This is a genomic window from Corallincola holothuriorum, assembly GCF_003336225.1.
Lineage (GTDB): Bacteria > Pseudomonadota > Gammaproteobacteria > Enterobacterales > Neiellaceae > Corallincola > Corallincola holothuriorum.
Genome location: NZ_QPID01000004.1, coordinates 80,410 through 100,444, shown reverse-complemented (window position 1 = coordinate 100,444; position 20,035 = coordinate 80,410). Strand labels below are relative to the sequence as shown.

17 protein-coding genes are annotated in these 20,035 nt (G+C 47.5%); 8 read left to right on the top strand and 9 right to left on the bottom strand.

Annotated elements, in window-relative coordinates; genetic code table 11:
* Window positions 1–2: 2 nt before the first annotated feature.
* The 3 genes from hisA to hisIE are packed head-to-tail and all read left to right on the top strand — an operon-like array spanning window position 3 to window position 2,149.
* On the top strand, window positions 3–740 hold the full coding sequence (gene hisA, locus DU002_RS08035) for a 1-(5-phosphoribosyl)-5-[(5-phosphoribosylamino)methylideneamino]imidazole-4-carboxamide isomerase (protein ID WP_114337857.1): 738 nt from the start codon (window positions 3–5) through the stop codon (window positions 738–740).
* The gene (gene hisF, locus DU002_RS08030; RefSeq protein ID WP_114337856.1) at window positions 722–1,495 is read left to right on the top strand and encodes an imidazole glycerol phosphate synthase subunit HisF; all 774 of its coding nucleotides are present in this window, start codon (window positions 722–724) and stop codon (window positions 1,493–1,495) included. The genes hisA and hisF overlap by 19 nt, the downstream gene beginning before the upstream one ends.
* Window positions 1,496–1,534: 39 nt before the next feature.
* Window positions 1,535–2,149: a bifunctional phosphoribosyl-AMP cyclohydrolase/phosphoribosyl-ATP diphosphatase HisIE gene (gene hisIE / locus DU002_RS08025; protein WP_114337855.1), complete on the top strand. Its 615-nt coding sequence runs from the start codon at window positions 1,535–1,537 to the stop codon at window positions 2,147–2,149.
* 79 nt (window positions 2,150–2,228) lie between these two features.
* On the opposite strand, the gene DU002_RS08020 is transcribed toward hisIE, so the two are convergent.
* Both DU002_RS08020 and lamB read right to left on the bottom strand, forming a co-directional pair.
* Complete coding sequence (locus DU002_RS08020; protein ID WP_147271810.1) at window positions 2,229–2,627, bottom strand: hypothetical protein; 399 nt, start codon at window positions 2,625–2,627, stop codon at window positions 2,229–2,231.
* A 231-nt stretch (window positions 2,628–2,858) separates the two neighbouring features.
* Window positions 2,859–4,271 (bottom strand): maltoporin LamB, encoded by a 1,413-nt coding sequence (lamB, locus tag DU002_RS08015; protein ID WP_114337853.1) that lies wholly within the window; start codon window positions 4,269–4,271, stop codon window positions 2,859–2,861.
* 583 nt (window positions 4,272–4,854) lie between these two features.
* Here lamB and DU002_RS08010 point away from each other — a divergent pair.
* Window positions 4,855–6,018 carry a trypsin-like serine protease gene (locus DU002_RS08010; RefSeq protein ID WP_114337852.1) on the top strand — a complete coding sequence of 388 codons (1,164 nt, stop codon included), beginning with the start codon at window positions 4,855–4,857 and terminating at the stop codon, window positions 6,016–6,018.
* A gap of 69 nt (window positions 6,019–6,087) precedes the next feature.
* On the opposite strand, the gene DU002_RS08005 is transcribed toward DU002_RS08010, so the two are convergent.
* Window positions 6,088–6,282, bottom strand: a complete 195-nt coding sequence (locus DU002_RS08005) for a DUF4250 domain-containing protein (RefSeq protein ID WP_114337851.1) — start codon at window positions 6,280–6,282, stop codon at window positions 6,088–6,090.
* Window positions 6,283–6,464: 182 nt separating this feature from the next.
* On the opposite strand from DU002_RS08005, the gene DU002_RS08000 reads away from it, so the two are divergent.
* The 4 genes from DU002_RS08000 (at window position 6,465) to DU002_RS07985 (ending at window position 10,235) form a co-directional block, all read left to right on the top strand.
* Entirely contained in the window at window positions 6,465–7,550 is a 1,086-nt protein-coding gene (locus DU002_RS08000; RefSeq protein WP_114337850.1) for a ketoacyl-ACP synthase III, read from the top strand.
* Between the two features lie 3 nt (window positions 7,551–7,553).
* Window positions 7,554–8,102: a DUF924 family protein gene (locus DU002_RS07995; RefSeq protein ID WP_114337849.1), complete on the top strand. Its 549-nt coding sequence runs from the start codon at window positions 7,554–7,556 to the stop codon at window positions 8,100–8,102.
* A gap of 128 nt (window positions 8,103–8,230) precedes the next feature.
* Window positions 8,231–9,421, top strand: coding sequence for an amino acid aminotransferase (locus DU002_RS07990; RefSeq protein WP_114337848.1), 1,191 nt, complete (start codon window positions 8,231–8,233; stop codon window positions 9,419–9,421).
* 106 nt (window positions 9,422–9,527) lie between these two features.
* A complete protein-coding gene (locus DU002_RS07985) occupies window positions 9,528–10,235 on the top strand; it encodes a cupin domain-containing protein (protein ID WP_114337847.1) in 708 nt (235 codons plus the stop codon).
* Between the two features lie 4 nt (window positions 10,236–10,239).
* Here the strand turns inward: DU002_RS07985 and DU002_RS07980 are convergent, their stop codons facing one another.
* The 6 genes from DU002_RS07980 to DU002_RS07955 all read right to left on the bottom strand — a co-directional run bounded on the left by DU002_RS07980 (window position 10,240) and on the right by DU002_RS07955 (window position 19,922).
* Complete coding sequence (locus tag DU002_RS07980; RefSeq protein WP_114337846.1) at window positions 10,240–10,593, bottom strand: VOC family protein; 354 nt, start codon at window positions 10,591–10,593, stop codon at window positions 10,240–10,242.
* Between the two features lie 3 nt (window positions 10,594–10,596).
* On the bottom strand, window positions 10,597–11,259 hold the full coding sequence (locus DU002_RS07975) for a glutathione S-transferase family protein (protein WP_114337845.1): 663 nt from the start codon (window positions 11,257–11,259) through the stop codon (window positions 10,597–10,599).
* Between the two features lie 19 nt (window positions 11,260–11,278).
* Window positions 11,279–12,838: a sodium:solute symporter family transporter gene (locus DU002_RS07970; protein ID WP_114337844.1), complete on the bottom strand. Its 1,560-nt coding sequence runs from the start codon at window positions 12,836–12,838 to the stop codon at window positions 11,279–11,281.
* 293 nt (window positions 12,839–13,131) lie between these two features.
* Entirely contained in the window at window positions 13,132–14,913 is a 1,782-nt protein-coding gene (locus DU002_RS07965) for a sensor domain-containing diguanylate cyclase (RefSeq protein ID WP_158538002.1), read from the bottom strand.
* A 207-nt stretch (window positions 14,914–15,120) separates the two neighbouring features.
* Window positions 15,121–18,162 carry a response regulator gene (locus DU002_RS07960; RefSeq protein WP_114337842.1) on the bottom strand — a complete coding sequence of 1,014 codons (3,042 nt, stop codon included), beginning with the start codon at window positions 18,160–18,162 and terminating at the stop codon, window positions 15,121–15,123.
* Window positions 18,163–18,173: 11 nt separating this feature from the next.
* Window positions 18,174–19,922, bottom strand: coding sequence for an ABC transporter substrate-binding protein (locus tag DU002_RS07955; RefSeq protein WP_114337841.1), 1,749 nt, complete (start codon window positions 19,920–19,922; stop codon window positions 18,174–18,176).
* Between the last annotated feature and the right edge of the window lie 113 nt (window positions 19,923–20,035).

Genomic DNA, 20,035 nt, shown 5'->3' with positions numbered 1-20,035 from the left:
GGATGATCATCCCAGCATTAGACCTCATCAACGGCGAAGTTGTACGCTTATATCAAGGCGACTACGCACAAAAGACCACTTACAGTTTTAATCCTGTAGAACAGTTTCAGCTTTATCAGGCCGCTGGCGCAGAGTGGTTACATCTTGTTGATCTTGATGGCGCCAAAGACACCAGTGCTCGTCAGCTCACTACGATTGCCGAACTGATTGAAAAAACGGACGCCAAGATCCAGGTAGGCGGTGGGATCCGTTCCGAAGAAGACGTCAAGCAACTGTTGGATATCGGCGCTCAGCGAGTCGTCATCGGCTCACTGGCGGTTAAACAGCCAGCGCTAGTCGCCGAATGGATGCGCAAGTATGGCCCTGAACACATCGTGTTAGCACTGGATATCAACATCGATGACGCAGGCAATAAACATGTCGCCATTTCAGGCTGGCAAGAAAGCTCAGCCATGACTCTGGAACAACTGATTGAGCACTATCAAGCCGCAGGGCTCAAGCATGTACTTTGTACAGACATCAGCCGTGACGGCACTTTGCAAGGTTCAAATGTCGCGCTCTACACAGAGATGACAGCCAAATACCCTGATATTGCCTGGCAGAGCTCTGGCGGCATCGGCGGATTGAGTGATATTGCTGATCTTGGCCCCACGGGTGTTGCCGGCGTGATCGTTGGCCGTGCGCTGCTTGAAGGCAAATTCACCGCAGAGGAGGCATTCCAATGCTGGCAAGACGCATAATCCCCTGCCTAGATGTTCGTGACGGTAAAGTAGTCAAAGGCGTTCAGTTCCGTAACCACGAAATCATCGGTGATATTGTGCCCTTAGCACAGCGTTATGCTGAAGCAGGCGCTGACGAGCTGGTATTTTACGATATCACCGCATCATCTGACGCTCGGGTCGTTGATAAAAGCTGGGTGACACGCGTTGCCGAAGTGATCGATATTCCGTTTTGCGTCGCCGGCGGCATCAAGAGTGTGGATGATGCACGCCGTATCTTACTGAACGGCGCAGACAAAATCTCAGTCAACTCACCGGCACTGGCAGATCCAACGCTGATCAGCGATCTGGAAGCCGCTTTCGGTAAACAGTGCGTTGTGGTTGGTATTGATAGCTACTTCAACAAAGAGAGTGGTCAATACGAGGTCTATCAGTTCACAGGCGACGAAAGCCGTACTCAGAAAACCAGCTGGCAAACCGTCGATTGGGTACAAGAAGTACAGAAGCGCGGCGCAGGTGAAATCGTACTTAACTGCATGAACCAAGATGGTGTACGCCAGGGCTATGATATCGCTCAGTTAGCCAAAGTGCGTGCGGCCTGTGATGTGCCGTTAATTGCCTCCGGCGGTGCCGGCGCTATCGAGCACTTCAGCGACGTTTTTCAACAAGCAGACGTTGATGGTGCTCTCGCGGCCAGCGTGTTCCACAAAGCGGTCATTGATATTCAGGATCTAAAAGGCTATTTACGAGATCAAGGTATCGTCATCCGTCCCTGAGTAGTCAGGCAACGAAGATATATAAATTAAGGAATAACCATGTTGGATCAACAACAGTTTGATGCCCTGGCCTGGGAAAAAGTAGATGGCTTAATGCCCGCCGTGGTTCAAGATATCGACACGGGTAAAGTTCTGATGCTTGGCTACATGAATAAAGATGCCTTGCAGAAAACTGTCGATAGCCAGCAAGTCACATTCTTCTCGCGAAGCAAACAGCGCTTGTGGACCAAGGGTGAAAGCTCAGGCAACTTTCTCGATCTGGTAGAGATCTCTGCCGATTGTGACAATGACACTCTGCTCGTCTTAGCACGCCCGAACGGCCCTACCTGTCACCTAGGTACTGAAACCTGTTGGACACCAAAGCAGCAACCGACATTAAGCTTTATCGGCCAGTTGGAAAAAGTGATTGCTTCTCGCAAAGGTGCCGATCCCGGCTCCAGTTACACTGCCAGCCTGTATGCTAAAGGCACTAAACGTATCGCACAGAAGGTTGGCGAAGAAGGTGTAGAAACAGCTTTAGCGGCCACCGTCCATGATAAAGAAGAGCTGATTAGCGAAAGCGCCGATCTGATTTATCACCTGTTAGTGCTACTGCAACAGGAAGAGTTATGCCTGGCTGATGTATCGGCAAAACTGCAGGAACGCCATAAATAGCTCCGAATAACCAATCCGAGCCAAAAAAACCACCACAAGGTGGTTTTTTTATGCCGCTACACGTTCAACAGTAATCAGATCATGGGGTCGGCTGACAGCGCAACGAAGCGGGGTTGTATTCATAGCCATCCGCACAGGGATACACTCTCGGCTGAATCTCTATTGGCCGTAACAGATTCAAATCTAAATCTTGTCCTATTCTGGCGCCATCGCCCCGCGGCACAAGCAAAGGCTCCCTTTGTTTACTCTCGTTAGAGCCATAGGCATAAGGATCATAAGGCTTATAGTCTGGCTTGGTGCTGGGTAAAATACGCTGTGACATTGGCTTGGCCCAGAAAGGCTTCAGCTTAACCGGATATTTAGAGGATGTTATCGGCGGACGCGCCTTTGCCGCAGCAAACAGATCCGCACTGCTAAGCAACAGACTCAAGCTGACAATGAATGCCATAAAATATTGAGTTAAATGCCCAAATGCCAAGCTGCCTCCAATCATGTTCAGAGTCATACCTCAGTAAAGAGTTGGATAAGCCAGTGGTAAGATTAGTTCAACGCAGCGCCCCTAGAACAGGGCTTGATACCGATTTCAGCAATAAAAAAGCCCGGTGAAAGTCACCGGGCCACCAAAACACTTGGCAAATAATATATATGACTAAAATCAAAACACTCTAATTGGCACTCAGAGTGTGGGTTTTCTCAACGAAGGTTTCGCTTACCACCAGGCTTCGACCTGCGCACCGAAACGAACTTCCCCATCAATTCCCTGATAGTCAGTCGTACCGGTATGACCATCATCTGGTTCACGATCTAAGAAATAGTTATTTTTCGCTTGGTCACCCCAAAACGAACCTGCGTACAAACGCAGTGCTGGGCGCGCGAAGAAACCACGACCCGCAGTGAATTCCTGAGCAACAACGACCTTGTACAGATCGACACCGTCATCTAAATCACGCCCACGTTCATCATCAGCCCAATGCCCCTGTTTCACGCGATCATAACCCAGTTCAAGGGTTGTCTTGGTATAGTTATTCCACTTATAGCTCGGACGAAGAACCGCACTGACGCGCTCTTTTTCATCCCGCCCATTGGCTGACATACCATTCTGATCGGCTTTTTGGTAGAGGAAGGCATAGCCTAAATCCACATCTTGATGCAGTTTCACCACACCCCAATCCAGAATACGGAATGTTTTTTCAGATGCTTCGGTCCAACCATCATGCCAGACGTTACCACCACCATGGTTGCCCCAACCTGACTCAGCCAATGCATCCGTGGAGTACTGGAATACAACCTTATTGAATCCGCCCATCAATGCATGACTCACTTCAGCCGTGAAGAACATGCCGTCATCATCTTGCTTATCTAAATAATCATTAGCGTCTTCCTGGTCGTCAGTGAAGTCTGTCCAACCATAGATACCAATTAACTCAAGTGAAGCGCCTTGCCAGAGAGGAATACCCGCATAACGCACATCTAATTTATTGTGCTGAACATTGGCACGGTCATTAGTTGGCTCGTCAATCTCAATACCATCAAGAATAAGACTGGCATCTTCTGTATCCATTTGAGTTAAAGCTACTGACAATTTACCTGGTCCAAGTCCAATCCCCTCAAGGCCCACACCATAACCAGAATTATTGACATAATAGAGGTCCATGATATGAACATCTTTACGCTGATAAAATCTTTTACCGACCCACAAAGTAGATTCAGGAGCAAAATCAAATAGTCCTTTCGCTTGTACATTTAATTGACGCAGTGCAGTATCACCACCACTCCATGGATTAGAATCGCCTGCTTTTTCACCAGCAACACTTTGATAATCATTGCCCTGATTAAATTGACGATAGGAAATCATGCTTTCCATTTTAAAAGTGACACCATCTCTATTATATAACTCTTGCCCTAAGCCAATCTCCATATAAGTGTCGCACTCATCCCCCAAACGCCCTACCCAGTGGCCACCGCCACCACTGCCAAAACAGGCCTGCTCTCCACCATTTGTGGTTGTTGAAAGACCTGCACGACCATAACCATGGAACTCAACCGCAGCCACTTGAGAAGAAAAAATTGCCATAGCAACAGCTGAAGCTAAAGGCACGAGCTTACTATTTATTTTATTCATTATTACTTCCTTTCGTTTTATTAATAGCCAATCTGGCTAACACTTCATAGCTCGTGGTGAACATTAAAATAGAAAGTTCATTTAAAAACAGGAAGAGAATAATTATGAGAAGAAGGTCAAATAAAATAGGAGCAGCGGAACAATGTATATATATATTTAAAAGAAACAATCACAAAGTATTTTACATTTACAACAAAAACAAATTAAACAGTTAACTTAAACCTATAAATCACAGCATGACAAAGAAGTTCAATTTATAATCAATTAATTAATAAAAAACATAATAAATAAAAATAACTAACAAGCTATGCTCATTCAGACATATTTGAAAAAACCTGATAACCTTGGCCCTATATTCATTGAATGATGTTGCTGTACCCACGCAAACGATTTTCGACAAGCGAAAGGCGCCGTTAAAAAAGTTCTACACGAGAAAAAACAGGAAAAAAGCTCCGCCTAAACATGCTAAGATACCAACGAAATGAGCAAATCTTCGACTAGATCACAGCTTGGGACACAAGATGTTGTATCCGGTTAAGCAGATGCTACTATTTATGGAACATTTCAAGAGGTTGTATACACGTTGAAAAAGTTACTCACCAGTGCGCTTTTGGCGCTGACAGTAGTGACAAGCGCCCAACTAGGTGCTGAAGTGATAGGGAGCGATGAACGTTCACACGTTGTCAGCACCCACGTGTACCCTTACCGCGCAATAGGCCTAATACAGGCCGATAAAGCTACCTGCACTGCAACACTGATTGACAAGACCCATGTAGTCACGGCTGCTCACTGTCTCTTTGATGTGCAGGAAAACAAGCAATGGAAGCGCAACCCGTACTTTATTCCAGGTAAAAATGGTAGTGCCCATGGCCCCTTTGGTGTCTACCAGATTAAGCGTGCCTACGTTGATAAGCGCTATATACGCCAAGCCAAGAAGCTTAAGCCTGTCGCACTCGCTAAGTACAACGCGCAATCTAATGCTGAATTTCACTCTTTCCTCACCGATGCATTAGATCTCGACATCGCGATTGCGGAATTGGACCGCCCAGTCGCCAAGCGTATTGGTTTTATGGAGCTAAAAACGGTTGATCAAAAGAGCCTAGCCCCCTACATCCATTTAACCGGCTACCCTTCCGACAAAACACTACACACACAGTGGACAACCCACTGCCAAAGCTCATGGGATGAAGACCACTCCCCGATGGGCGATACCCTAGTACATAAATGTGATACCAGCCCCGGCATGAGTGGCGCCGTTGCCTACGTCAAAGATTTCGATGACAAGTACTACGCTGTGGGGCTGTTTTCTGTTGGTACCATGAGTCATAACTTTGCCACCCCATTCGACAATAACCTGCGCGAACGTCTGATAGGCTGGAAAAACGGTATTGAAGACGATCAAACCATGGTTCATAGCTTCCAACATGAGAAGTATCATAATGTCCATCTCGTGAACGAGTGCCGCTTTCCTGTTTATGCTGCGATCAACTACAAAAACCTAAACGGGGAATGGGTGACAAGCGGATGGCGGCAATTAGACGGTGGCGAAAGCGCTTACGTCGCAAGCACAAAAGAAAAAGCATTTTACGTTTACGCAAAATCTGCCGGAGATCCCATCATGGAGTGGACCGGCAGTGACAAAGTAGAGAAGATTGGCTCCAGCAAACATGCCAAAAAATACGGTTTAAAGCGTGTCAAAGTAGATTACGAAATCTATACGCCGGTCTATCATAACTTCAATTGTTAAGTCGCAATTGAAAAACAAAAAAGGCGCTTGAAGCGCCTTTTTTTAATGGAAGAAATCGGCCGTCATCAGTTAACGAGCCTTAAACTGATTCGTCAATGGGTCATACTGATAACCTATTTCCGCCAATCGGTTGCTCACCGACTCTGCGTTCATGTCATAACAGCTGCTAAGGTCCCCGACATCAGTGCACTCTAAGCGGAGCTTCTCATTCACAATACCCAACAAGATATTAGGATCAAATGCATGACAATTTGTTAAATCCATCGCCTTTCCCTCACTCAAGAGACAATTTACTCCTTCTAAAAGTAGTCAACAAATAGACGCTTTGCTATCACTAACAACAACTGGTACGAGGTGTTGATCACAGAGCATCACCGCACCCTCGTGCATTGTTCCTGCTGGATGTGCAAGAATAGAGTGAGATGTGATCAGACAAACGAGATGCTATGACATACGCAGAAATTGTTGGATGGGGTAAGTGCTTACCTCCGGCGGAATTGACTAATGATGATCTGAGTAGCTTTATGGAAACCTCTGATGAGTGGATCCGAAGCAGAACAGGCATTGCTGCCCGGCGTATCAGTCATGTGCACACTTCCGATCTTGCCGAACAAGCTGCACGACAAGCCATTGCTGCCGCCGACATATCCGCGGATCAGATCGACCTCATCATCATAGCGACCGCCAGCCCTGATACCTTAGTGCCCAATATCGCCTCCAAGGTACAACGCCAGTTAGGTGCGATTAACGCTGCGTCAATGGATGTGAATGCTGCCTGTACCGGTTTCGTTTACTGCTTAGAAGTAGCGACTCGCATGATCCAAGGCGGTGCTTACAAACACGCTCTGGTCATCGGTGCCGAACGGCTGTCATTCTTGTTAGATTGGAGCCAACGAGACACTGCAGTGTTATTTGGCGACGGCGCAGGTGCTGTGGTTCTTAGGGAGACGGATGAACCATTAGGATTACAACAATCTCAATTAGGTTGTGATGCCGAAGGCAGAGATATATTAGCAATCCCAAACTTTGGCTCAGCCATGGATAGATTCGATCAAAATAACGGCTACTTTGACTTCAACTTCGTTGGTCGAGAGATATTTAAACGTGCAGTTAAGGGGATGTGTGGTGCGGCACAAACCGTGATGGCACGAGAAGGTTGGAACCAAGACGATATTGATATTGTCATCCCTCATCAAGCCAATAAACGAATAATTGAAGCACTGTGTCAGCAGATGGATGTGCCGCAGGAAAAAGCTTTCGTGAACATAGAGAATTACGGCAATACCTCCGCTGCAACAGTGCCCATTGCTCTCTGCGAAGCGCTGGAGCAAGGACGAATTAAACCGGGTGATAAAATACTAACAGCCGCATTTGGCGCCGGATTGACCTGGGCATCAGCCCTGATCCGCTGGGGTCAGCGAGTCACACCTTTAAAGCAAACAGATGCGCAACTCGCTCCTTGTGAACAAACCGCATTGCAACTGCTCGCTGACGCAGTGAAATACTGTTACGAACGCCCTGACGGGATCTAACCTATGGCCCGCGATGAGTTCAATGCTGTCACCGATTTTTGGTTTAACGAATGCGAACCAATACAATGGTGGCAAAAGTCCGAATCGTTTGATCGCATCGTTGAGCAACGTTTTTTGCCGTTACTCGAGTTAGCGATCGAAAAGCAACTTGATCATTGGCGTAGCGACCCACAAGGTCGCTTGGCGGAAATCATTTTGTTAGATCAATTCTCGCGAAATATCTGGCGCAATACGGCACAAGCCTTTGCCCAGGATCCACAAGCACTTGCCCTCGCAGAACAGGCTGTTCACTGCGGGGCAGATAAAACCTTGCCGATCAATCAACGGGCATTTATCTATATGCCCTTTATGCACAGTGAATCGATATCGGCGCATGAAAAAGCGGTCGTTCTGTTTTCTCAGCCTGGTTTAGAACGCAACTTACACTCAGAGCTGCAACATAAAGCTATCATTGAGCGTTTTGGACGCTACCCTCACCGCAATGCGACTTTAGGCCGAAACAGCAGCCAAGAGGAACTGGAATTTCTCACCCTGCCAGGCTCTTCCTTTTAACCAGATCAATCCCTTAGCAACTTCAACTGCCGCAGCGCTTGTCTGTTATTCACGCATCATATACGCTTAGCGCCATTGCGCTTCGGCTGCGCCATTTTTTTAATCACAAATTGTATAGGGACCCACTTATGTTCGAGCAGATCTCAGCCGCTCCAGCTGACCCCATTCTTGGCCTCACAGAAGCATTCAAAGCTGATCCGCGTGATACCAAAATCAACCTCGGTGTTGGCATCTACAAAGATGAAGCGGGCCAAACCCCTATTTTAGCGACCGTAAAAAAAGCCGAAGCTATTCTGCTAGAGAGTGAGAAAACCAAGTCGTATCTGAGCATTGAAGGTAATGCGGCTTATGGCGCTGCAGTGCAGGCGCTGCTGTTTGGTAAAGCTTCCAATATTGTTAGCAATAAACGTGCGCGTACTGCACAAGCGCCCGGCGGTACTGGTGCGCTCCGTATCGCAGCAGAGTTCTACGCTTCACAATTTGAAAACAAAAAAGTTTGGGTCAGCAACCCGACCTGGGCAAACCATAACAATGTTTTTGCTGCTGCAGGTTTAGAAATTGTGCAGTACAACTACTACAACGCCGATGCCAAAGATATGGACTTCGATGCCATGCTTAGCTCACTGGAAGGCGCTGCTGCAGGGGATTTGGTTCTCTTTCACGGCTGTTGCCATAACCCAACAGGGATTGATCCAACAGAAGCGCAATGGCAACAACTGGCCGCACTGAGTGCAGAAAAAGGCTGGTTACCTCTGTTTGATTTCGCCTACCAGGGCTTTGGTAGCGGCGTTGAAGAAGATGCGAAAGGTCTACGTATCTTCACCGAAGCAAACCAAGAGCTACTGGTTGCCAGCTCATTCTCAAAAAACTTTGGCCTTTATAATGAACGAGTGGGTGCTTTCACCCTCGTTGCGAAGTGCAGCGACACCGCTGAAACAGCGTTCAGTCAGGCAAAATCATTAATCCGCGCCAACTACTCAAATCCACCCGCACACGGTGCAGCCGTCGTTACCACTATCTTAAACGACGCCGCTCTCTACGCCGAGTGGGATAAAGAAGTTGCGGAGATGCGTGACCGCATTCAGCAGATGCGAGATCTATTTGTTGCTACGTTAAAAGAGAAAGGCGTCGATCGCGACTTCAGCTTTATCGCTCGTCAGAACGGTATGTTCTCCTTCTCTGGCTTGACTAAAGAACAGGTCGCGACACTAAAAGATGAGCACGGCCTCTATATCGTTGGCTCAGGCCGCATCAGTGTCGCTGGTATGACCCGCAACAACATGGACGCACTCTGTAGCGCCATTGCCGCCGTTATCTAAATCACTGCGGTAGAACTGACAAAGAAAGCTGCTTCGGCAGCTTTTTTTATATCTGCCTACAACTTGGCTGTAGCTCAACAGCACTTCAGCAGATGAGATATTTGCTATGCTGCTATTGGTACACCACCAAACATCGGACGGTAGAGGCAATGCCAACATGCAGATAAATGCCGACTTTCAAACCTCTGTCTTCATCTCTGCCGATGATATGGTGTGGAGTAAAAGTCCTATGGCTGGCGTGCATCGTGCCATGCTCGACAGGATCGGCGACGAACAGGCGCGAGCTACCAGTCTGGTTCGTTATGCTCCGGCCAGTAAATTTAATCGCCACCAACATCCTGCCGGCGAAGAAATTATGGTGCTGGAAGGTGATTTTAATGACGAACATGGTCATTATCGCGCAGGAACCTATCTGCGTAATCCGAACGGTACGACACATGTACCATTCAGCATTGATGGTTGCTTATTGCTAGTAAAGCTGCGTCAATTCCAGCCTGCAGATCAAATACAAACACAGATCAACACCCGCACGGCTCATTGGCAAGCAGTCGATGACAATATAGTTAGCCTGTTACTCCATCACCACGGTGAAGAGCGCGTACAATTGCTGGAGATCCAAGCGGGCACAAAACTCCCGATCTGCCCAGAGAAAGGCGGCCATGAACTCCTCCTAATCAGCGGCAGCATTGAGCACCGAGATCGCAAGCTACCGGTGCATAGCTGGTTACGTTTTGCGAGTCATGAACGAGATGAGATCCTGACCACTGAGTTAACAAAGCTATACTGGAAATCTGGTCACCTGCCGCCGCGCTAACAACTTACTTGTCAGACCAAACCGCATACTCGTTACCCGTAGGATCAGCAAAATGGAATCTACGGCCGCCGGGGAACTCGAATATATCCTTCACCAACTGACCTCCCGCGGTGGTTATCTTTTCCTGCGTGTGGTGCAGATTTTCACTATAAAATACCACTAGCACGCTACCGTTAGACGATCTGGCAGAAATATCGGCACGATAAAATCCACCATCGATTCCAGCGCCACTGAATGCGGTGTAATCAGGTCCGTAATCAATGAATTGCCAGCCAAACACCGTATGAAAGAAGGTTTTGACTACATTAAGATCTGTCGCCGGAAACTCTAAGTAATTGATCTTTTCGTGTGTATTCATTGACTAAATAGCCCCCGTTGGCATGACTGGATAGGGCTCCTCACCAAAGCCTGCTCGCTGAAATTCAGGTCGGCTTTCTGCCCACTGCGATAGCTCGGACAAGATCGGCAACTGCCACTGCGGAACCAGCTCGGGCAAATACTCACAGGTAAAACGCCATGCGACAGCAGCGCTGATCAACACCTGATCTAATTCACTTGGTTTAGTCGCAGCAGGCCATTGGCTCAATGAAAGCTCCAACTCTCGATAAGCGGTTTCAAGCTGCTCGGATATTCGCTCCAGCCATGCTTGGAACTGGCTTTCCACAGGCCTTAACTTCCACTCATAATAAATCTGTACGCTCTTCTCACAAGCAATCATGGCTAATCCAATGCAGTGCAACGCCTGACTCCGCTGCGCAACATCCGTCGGCAGCAATAACCTGTTTTCTGCGTTATTTTGACTGGCTAAGGTTTCCAGGTAATCGAGTATGAGATTGGAATCAAGTAGCACGGTGCCGTCATCACACAGCAATGAAGGTGCTTTAACGACTGGACTCAGTTTTTTAAATTCATCTATATCACGAAATACCGACAGCGCTTGGTGCTCAAAGGGTAGTTGCAGACATTGCATCGAGATCGCAACGCGCCGCACGAATGGTGAGTCCAACATACCAACCAGTTTCATCGAAACATCCTTTTTCTGTTTACGTATCCGCCAAGTATGTCACCAAAGCACAAAAAAGTAGAATCACTGCCGCCATCGCGACTAATTGATAAACCATACGTTTAGGTACAGACAAGCCTTGAGAGTTTGACGTAAGCGGGGTTCGGCTCAGGAAAACAACTAACATAGCGGTCAACCAAGCCGCAAAGAACCCCACAACATTCCACCATAGCCATGACACCTCAGGCAAAAACTTCCAGACCACTGCATTGGTGAGCAGCCCCATGATAAAACCCGTAATGGCCGCACGTTGTCCAACGGAGGGCATAAACACCGCCATTGAAAACAGCGCCAACAACGGGCCATTGGCCATTGAACCAACTTTATTTATCGCTTCCAGAATAGTCGGCGCGATACGCTCAACTTGATACGAGAAAGCGATAGCAAATACCCCCCAACCCAACGTAGACAACTTGGAATAGATAAACAGCTGCCGTTCACTGCACGTTCTAAAACGCGCGATAAAGTCTTCTACAGTACTGGCAGATAAACTATTGAGTGCCGAGTCAATTGAGGACATAGCGGCGGCAAACAGGCCCACAATGGCCAATCCCGCCAATCCTGGAGCAAATTCTCTGGAGACAAAAGCGGGAAACACCATATTGAAATTAGGTGAACCATCACTTGTTTTTGGCAAAGAGGAAACGAAATCAACATGCTCAATGGCATAAGCGGCCAAACCTAAACCCACAGTGCAATAAGCAAGTACTAGGGGAAAGCGGAGCAAGCCGTTCATCACCAGCACCCGTTGCGTTTGATGGCTATCAGCAGCGGAGAGTAGTCGCTGTGCTTGACTCTGATCACAACCATAATAAGCCATATACAAAAACAGCCCCCCAAAGAACATCGGCCAAAAGCCATAATTATTACCTGATGCGAGCCCCCAATCATTCATCAGGGCCGGTGTTCTCTCACTGATCAACTGAAAATGATCTATCAGCGGATCAGCAAGGAATACCAAGGCTAATACCACAGCGCCAAGCAATAAGAACATTTGTACGACGTCGCTGAGAACAACCGCGCGCATACCGCCCATCAAATCATAGGCAATAGTGATCCCCATAAGAATGACGACCGAAAGGTCAAAAGAGATCCCCGAAATAAGCGCTATCACAGAGGCGACACCATAAACTGTGACTCCCGTGGCAACGCCTCGGAAAACGAGAAAACAGCCACTAGCCAATAATCGACTGGAGAGTCCTAAACGTTGCTCAAGGAACTGATAGATAGAGATCACGCCAGCATGGCGCAGGGGTAAAAACGCAAAACAAAGAATCAGCATAGCAACAGGAACGGCCAATTCATATTGCAGCCATAGCAGGCCGCCACCGGCGACGAAACCAACAAATGCGGGCGCTCCCAACAGACTATTGGTGGAGCATTGAGTTGCGATAATCGAGGTCGCTAACGTCCAACTAGGGAGGTTATAGCCACCCAAGTAATAATCTGCTCGGGATTTTTGCCGCCAGCCTAAATAAACCGCTCCCAACATCATCAATGTGAGGTATCCGGCGATTACCCACCAATCCAGCACTGTCATCTGCTCTACTCCCTGGCTATGTTTTGTTGGCCACAGCAATGCCCTCGCCGATAATATAATCACGAGGGTCGCAACAGGGCCTTAACGCAGCCAAACAGTCTTACAGAATATCCAAGTGTGATTTCTTGCAGGACGAACACTCTACAGGTGTTTTTTCATCCCTATTTGATTAAACCATAGATCGGAGTATTAGCCAGAAAAACCTGAATTTGTTAATTTCTGGCGCAGGGCTTAATGTCATCCCATACATCAAATAGCGGTCGCGAACAGCCGACTAGCGAAGCACGAACAGGCTACTTGGCAACGCCATCGGCAAATGACACAACGCGATTGCGGCCAGCATTTTTTGCCTGATAGAGCGCTTTATCAGCCCCCTCTAAGCCGACCGAAAATGCGTCAGGACTATCAAATATCAATTCATCCATACCGATACTTAACGTATGGCGAAAGGTCTGATTACCTGACTCGCTCACACTATTCATAAACGTCTGGCGGATACGTTCAGCAATGTTATAAGCCATCTTTTGGCTCGCCACATTAATCAGCACAATAAACTCCTCTCCGCCCCAGCGGATAGCAACATCCACCGATCGACACTCGTTTTTCAGGATCTGGGCTAACTCAACCAGTACCTTGTCACCTGTAGCGTGACCGTAGCGATCATTAACCTGCTTAAAGTGATCAATGTCGATAAGTAGCAACCAATACTCACCTTCTCTCTCCTCCAAATCAGCAAGGTAAGCAATATGGTCAGAGAGGTGGCGACGGTTTCCCAAGTTAGTTAACGGATCAAGTTTGGACAGTTGAGCTTGACGCTGTAACTTACTTGATGTTGAACGCATCTTATCCAGCGTCGCCAAAATCAACATCAAACACTCAAATAACACGGCCGCTTGAGTCAGATGGATCAAACCCATACCAAAAGCTGACCACTGACTGGACGCAGAGATCAAACTCAAAATCAGACTTATTCCATACGGCACCCAGGCGACAATATAGAGCAACACATAGGTGTTCCCCTTGCGATAGCAAAGCCAGCCCAACACAGGTTGAAAGGCCATCGATAACAAGCTAAAGAACGATATGTATAGCACCAGTTCGTAAACACCAAACAGGCGCAAAATGACGGCTAACACATACAGTGCAATCAGTCCCAAAAGCAGTTTATCTACTCTCGGTAGCAACAATCTGGTGTTTAGTAATTGGCGACCAAACAGAAACGAAAAAATCGCGACACAGAGATAAAGAATATGGAAGCTCTGATTAAAAACTTGCGGACTATCTGGCCAAAAATACTGAAAGCTAAAGCCATTTAAGGATGTCCACATAACGATGTTAAACACCAGATAGCTAAGAAAATAGATATAGTACTTATAGGAGTAGGAGCGCGTATAAGACCACAAAATGACCGTCAGCAATGCCAAAGCGGTAAACAGACCAAAGTAGATCCCGAACAGAAAGTATTCCGTTAGTGTCCGGTCTTTAAATGCGCCCTTTTCTTCAACAAACAGCTGCACATTCATCGTTTCTAACGTATTAGAGCTCAATCGCACGTAGAAGCTACTGGATTCTCCTGGTTGCGCGACAAACTTAGCATTGAGCAATCGATATGCGATATCTCGACTAGAAAATGCTAAGTAATCAGAAAGCCTCCTATGCTGCCAACTATCGGAGCTAGCTCCAGCTCGGGTATTACGTGAGGAAAAGTTAGGGGTTGCCTGTTGCGAACTAGATCCCGCGGTAAAGTAGATATCTATATTATCGATGTAGCTAGTTTCTGGCGTCAGCACCCACTCGATCGCACGAGAACTGGGATTGTGAATGCTAAATTTTAGCCATACCGCTTGATGGGTAATACCTCGGTTCACTTCCGCTTGAGAAAATGGTCGAAATCGGGATGCAAAGTCGGACGTGATGATCTGCTCAAATAAGATCTCATGTTGAGGTTCAACCAAGATCTCGGCATAACCGACCAAGCTAGTTTGCTTCATGTCAGCGGACAAAGTTAACGCGTCGGCAAAACAGCCAAAACAAAACAGATAAAGCAAGACCGCATAACATTTCTTGATTAGCAAGCCACCCATCCCTTCTGGGAACATAGAGAATAGTTTTACTATATGTGAAACGAGCGCAACGAAGCCAACCGTTCAAAGCAACGCTGTGACTTAACTCAGCAATTAATAATCATGTGCCGTGGCAAAATAGTAGGTTAGTTAGATGACAGGACAAACGCAGCTAATGGCACGCAGAATCCAATAGGCCAATGATGCTCTAGTTTCCCATCAGCCACCTACTAACTGGCCACGAAGCTCACTAATCACGTCAGCGACAACATCAAAATCATACTCTTCTATGCCTTTACGCAATTGGTTCAACTGCGCGTCCATACCAGCCGACTTGAGCAAAGGTGCAAGTTCAGGCAGATACTCTCCGGCCTCAATATCAAAATCTTCCGCCTTTGCTTCCACCTTGCGCAACAGCTCGAGTATTTGTTCGCAGTTTTCAGGCTGTTCGCCTTGCAGACCGCTTTGCTTATGCTCTAAAAGGTATTGCTCTATCTCCGTCAACACAACCGACAACACCTGTTGCGCCTGAGCCAGGCTTTGCTCTGTAGCCTCACCAGCAGTCGTCTCATGCTCCAATTTTTCAGCCAACATGCGCAATTGACTAGCGCCAATGTTGCCAGCATTACCTTTCAATGAATGCGCTAACCTTATCGCGGCCGCGCGTTCCGGCTCCAAGTCTAGGCATTCGCGATATTGCGCAGTAAAGTCATCACCATACAGCTCAATAAAACGCCCTAGCAGCTTGACGTACATAGACGGCTTGCCCATCGCGTAACGCAGACCCTGCTGAGGATCCAGCTGCCTATTACTTTCCACGTCATCAGCTGCATCTTCAGACTGCACATCGCTCTGTTGCTGATCGGAATCTTGTAGGTAGCCCTCTTGCCCTTCTTCTTTGTCTCCCATCATAGTTGAACCGTCATACTGAGGACGCACCTGAGGAGTGATCCATTTCGCCATCGTGCTAAACAGTTCATCGATATCCACCGGCTTGGCGACATGATCATTCATCCCCGCATCCAGTACTTTTTCCTTATCTCCAGCCATCGCATTAGCTGTCATCGCGATCACGGGCAGATCTTGATACTCCGGCTGCAGCCTAATTTTCTTTGTTGCGGTGTATCCGTCCATGACAGGCATCTGACAGTCCATCAGCACACCATCAAATGTCTGTTTGCGTAGTTTTTGCAACGCCTGCTTGCCATCTTCTGCCAGCGTCACGTTAATACCATGGGTCTCTAGAATTTCGATAGCCAGCTCTTGATTAATAACATTGTCTTCAACCAACAGTAGCTGAGCACCTTTGAGTTTTTCTACATTTTGTTGGTGATCAGACGCGCAGTGACCAGATTGACGCCTCGGCGTTACAATCGCCCCACCACTGGCATTTTGGATGGTTTCCAGCAAAGTGGATGAGGTGATCGGCTTGAACAACGTTCCTTGAATTTGCAGCTCAGCACTGGCGGCTAATAGCTCTTCCCGACCATGGGCTGTCATCATTAATATGGCAGGAGTTGGTACAATACTTTGATTGCTCAGGATCATGCGCACAGTATCTACACCGTCCATGCCATCCATTAGCCAATCCACGAGTACCAGTTGATACGGCTGCTGATTAGACGCGCTGATGCGTTCAAGGATCTCCAGCGCCTCAAAGCCCGAACTACAGCTGGTCACCTCAAACTTTAAACTTTGCAAAATACTGGTCAGTATCTGTCTTGACGTCGCGTTGTCGTCCACGACTAGGGTCTTTTGCCGCTCAACCGCTTGCAGTAAATTTAAACGCGCCGCCGCGTTAGCGACTTTCTCGACATCGACGGTAAAGAAGAACTCACTACCTAGTCCCTCTTCGCTTTCAGCCCAGATCTCCCCGCCCATCATCTCTGTGAGACGTTTACTGATGGCGAGCCCAAGACCAGTGCCGCCATAGGTGCGAGTCGTGGACGAATCTGCTTGGCTGAACGACTCAAACAGTTTCGCCTGCTGACTTGGCGACATACCAATACCCGCATCGCGAATACTGAAACGCAACGTCACTCGCGTATCGGTCTCAGAAACGACCCGCACAGAAACGACCACTTCACCGCCAGCATCAGAAAATTTAACGGCGTTATTACCAATATTAAGCAGCACCTGGCCGATACGAAGTGGGTCACCTTTTAACTCTACAGGCACATCAGGAGCAACATCGTAATGCAGCTCCAGTCCCTTTTCCTGAGTCTTCACTGACAAGATGCCAGCCAGATCATCCATCACTTTATCCAACGAAAACTCAATCACTTCCAGATCTAACTTGCCTGCCTCTATCTTAGAAAAATCGAGTATGTCGTTGATGATCCCCAATAGTGCCACCGAGCTACGATTTACTTTCTCGATGTAATTACGCTGTTTTGGATCCAATTCGGTCTGCAGTGCCAAGTGACTCATACCGATGATGGCATTCATAGGCGTACGGATCTCGTGGGACATGTTGGCAAGAAAATCGCTTTTCGCCTGATTGGCAGACTCCGCCTTGGCAATCAATGCCACCTGTTCCTGTTCGTGGCTTTTCACTGACTGCATATAAGACTGGAACATGCGATAAACAAAAAACAGGATTGCGACAAAAACCAACACTTTGAGTACTGCAGAGCCCAACATGGTGTAATAGCTGAGCGCCGATTTATCTTGGGTAGATTGATACACCACTTGGCTCAATCGCAATTGGCTTTGGGTGAACTCTTTTAAGGCCCATTGCAAAGCAGCGTAATGTTCACGCTCCTGCTGCGTCACGCTAATAAACGCCGCCACCCTGACACCTTGTTCGGTATAGCTGCGAGTAACGGCCAATGCCTGCTTGTAAGCATCCCAGCCATAAATAAGCTGTTCCAACAAAGCCTGATCTATCTCGTCTGCGTTCTTGCCTTCAAAATAGGAACGCGCTTTTTCAAGGCGCTGATCTAGATCCTGCACCTTTTCATCAATCAAGCGCCCATTGTCAGCAATAGCCTGCGCATTGGGTGCCGTGACCATCTGCATTGATAATATGCGGAGGTCGGCAAGTGGCATCGCCAATCGATTTGCCAATCGTTCCATACGGTTGGCAGCTGCCTGCATCGTTGCAATCGAGCGTTCGACCTGACTCTGATTAGACAAATTAACAACGCTTTCAATCACAAGCATCGCCATCGCCGCAATCAAAAGAAGCACGACACGTCTAAGTAACACGCGCTCTTTAGCAATTTTATCTTCCGGCTGCGCCGATTGATTCACATCCATTTTGCACTCGTTTAAAAGTTCTGCCGATTGATCTGTAATGGCACCATTCGCAGTTTCGGATAAGGCTTGTCGCCGCGTATAGACCAGTGCCAATCTGTCACTTCAAGATCTCTAAGGTAAACAAAAGCCGAACGACCGGGGTCGAACTTAACCTCTTTGTTGACCGCGTAGACGTTGTTAGGTGTGGGTAAAAAGACCATGTAGTTTTGTTCGTAAACGTGCCTGATCACCTCTGCGAGCAACGACTGGTACTCATCGGATTCAACATTAAACTTCAGCAGCTGATCACTCAAAGCATCTAAATAAGGGTTAGGTGGAAGTGTCGACCAATCATTAAAGGGGCGATAAACAAAAAATGCAGACCAAGGGTGTTTAAACCAATCATAGTTTCCCCACAACAACAGATCCCATGGCTTATTCTTGCCTTGCCATGTATCGAACAAGCGTCCAAAAACGATCTTTTCAGCAAACACCACTTCAACTTGCAGCGCAATATTGATCTGACTGAGAAAATACTGAATATCGCCAATCAAAAACTGAAAGCTTTCTTGCGCCACCACCGTCAATTGCAGAGGCTGATTGGGATCTAACCCCTGCTCTTTCTGATAGTCGCTGACCAGCCGCTTTAAACTCTCAATATCTGTCTGATTTTGTTGATGATACTCGGCAAAAAACGGGGCCAGAGATGCTATCGCACCGTCCACTTTGTAAAAGTTTGGAGACACCATGGTTGGCGACATCACGCCCTCCCCTAGCATCGACAGATTCAGCAGATACTCCTGATCAATGGCATGATTGATAGCAAAGCGGATCCGTTGGTCTAGCAGAGCTGGATCGCCATTGATCATATTGATATGCATGGCATAGTTGTTCAGCGATGTCGACACCGCCAGTTTTGCATAGGGTGACATCACAGTATCCAACTGGTCGGCAAACGAGACAGGGGTCAGATCCAGAACCGCTTCGTCCTGCAACACCTGCTCCCGCGCTTGAGCTAACGTGAGGTTGGTATAAATAGTGATGGTTTCGACCTTGGCTTTATCCTCTCCCCAGTAAATAGGATTCGCTTTCAATACCACTTCAGGGCTGCTTCTGTCTCCCTCGATATAGCCCTTGTGCAGCACATAAGGCCCCATACCAAAAAGTCCTGGCTCAGCTAAGTTGGGACAGGTCGGCTTGCCGTTCCAACCATGTTTCGCCAAGTATTCAGGCGTATAAAACTGTAGCCAGATTGCATCGTGAAGAAACGCGCCGTAAGGCTCTTTGAGATGAAATCTGACCCGATATTCGCCCAGTTTCTCAGCCCGCTCAAACAGTAGATGCAACTTTGAGAAGGTAAAAGGCGCCTGCTTAAAAAAGCGCATGTTCTCAATGACTGAATCAGCGTTAAACGCTCGACCATCATGAAAAACAGCATCTTTGCGCAACTCAAAATCCCATACTTTATCATCATGATTGGTATGGCTAATGGCGAGATCATACTGCCATCCCCGTTCATTATTTTCGGGTCGCAGCAACGCAGCATTCACCGCGTGAGAGATAGCAAGGTAGGGTAAATTCGGCAAAAACAGTTTCACATGAGAGCCTGGGCGCAGCTCGCCATTAACCAATTCCGCGGTGGGGTCGCTGCTTAATCCAATATCAGCAGCTGCTGCACTCTTGCTCGCACAAAATTCGAGTACAACCATAACCAGCAGTAAAGCAATGGTGCTGATATATCGATTGTGCAGCGCGAATGTTGATCTGCCTTGAAATTTCATATTTACATCAAGCACCTTAAATCATCGGTCAGCCACCAAGGGCCAAAGGAGTCTCCGGCTGCAACACCGTCATTCAACAGGCTAATGAAAACGCAAAAATGTCTTGTCATTCA

What these genes read in the sequence shown, in the direction of transcription:
- hisA (WP_114337857.1), top strand. Translation starts at nt 3, where the DNA reads ATGATCATCCCAGCATTAGACCTCATCAACGGCGAAGTTGTACGCTTA.
- hisF (WP_114337856.1), top strand. Translation starts at nt 722, where the DNA reads ATGCTGGCAAGACGCATAATCCCCTGCCTAGATGTTCGTGACGGTAAA.
- hisIE (WP_114337855.1), top strand. Translation starts at nt 1,535, where the DNA reads ATGTTGGATCAACAACAGTTTGATGCCCTGGCCTGGGAAAAAGTAGAT.
- lamB (WP_114337853.1), bottom strand. Translation starts at nt 4,271, where the DNA reads ATGAATAAAATAAATAGTAAGCTCGTGCCTTTAGCTTCAGCTGTTGCT.
- DU002_RS08005 (WP_114337851.1), bottom strand. Translation starts at nt 6,282, where the DNA reads ATGGATTTAACAAATTGTCATGCATTTGATCCTAATATCTTGTTGGGT.
- DU002_RS08000 (WP_114337850.1), top strand. Translation starts at nt 6,465, where the DNA reads ATGACATACGCAGAAATTGTTGGATGGGGTAAGTGCTTACCTCCGGCG.
- DU002_RS07995 (WP_114337849.1), top strand. Translation starts at nt 7,554, where the DNA reads ATGGCCCGCGATGAGTTCAATGCTGTCACCGATTTTTGGTTTAACGAA.
- DU002_RS07990 (WP_114337848.1), top strand. Translation starts at nt 8,231, where the DNA reads ATGTTCGAGCAGATCTCAGCCGCTCCAGCTGACCCCATTCTTGGCCTC.
- DU002_RS07985 (WP_114337847.1), top strand. Translation starts at nt 9,528, where the DNA reads ATGCTGCTATTGGTACACCACCAAACATCGGACGGTAGAGGCAATGCC.
- DU002_RS07980 (WP_114337846.1), bottom strand. Translation starts at nt 10,593, where the DNA reads ATGAATACACACGAAAAGATCAATTACTTAGAGTTTCCGGCGACAGAT.
- DU002_RS07975 (WP_114337845.1), bottom strand. Translation starts at nt 11,259, where the DNA reads ATGAAACTGGTTGGTATGTTGGACTCACCATTCGTGCGGCGCGTTGCG.
- DU002_RS07970 (WP_114337844.1), bottom strand. Translation starts at nt 12,838, where the DNA reads ATGACAGTGCTGGATTGGTGGGTAATCGCCGGATACCTCACATTGATG.
- DU002_RS07960 (WP_114337842.1), bottom strand. Translation starts at nt 18,162, where the DNA reads ATGGATGTGAATCAATCGGCGCAGCCGGAAGATAAAATTGCTAAAGAG.
- DU002_RS07955 (WP_114337841.1), bottom strand. Translation starts at nt 19,922, where the DNA reads ATGAAATTTCAAGGCAGATCAACATTCGCGCTGCACAATCGATATATC.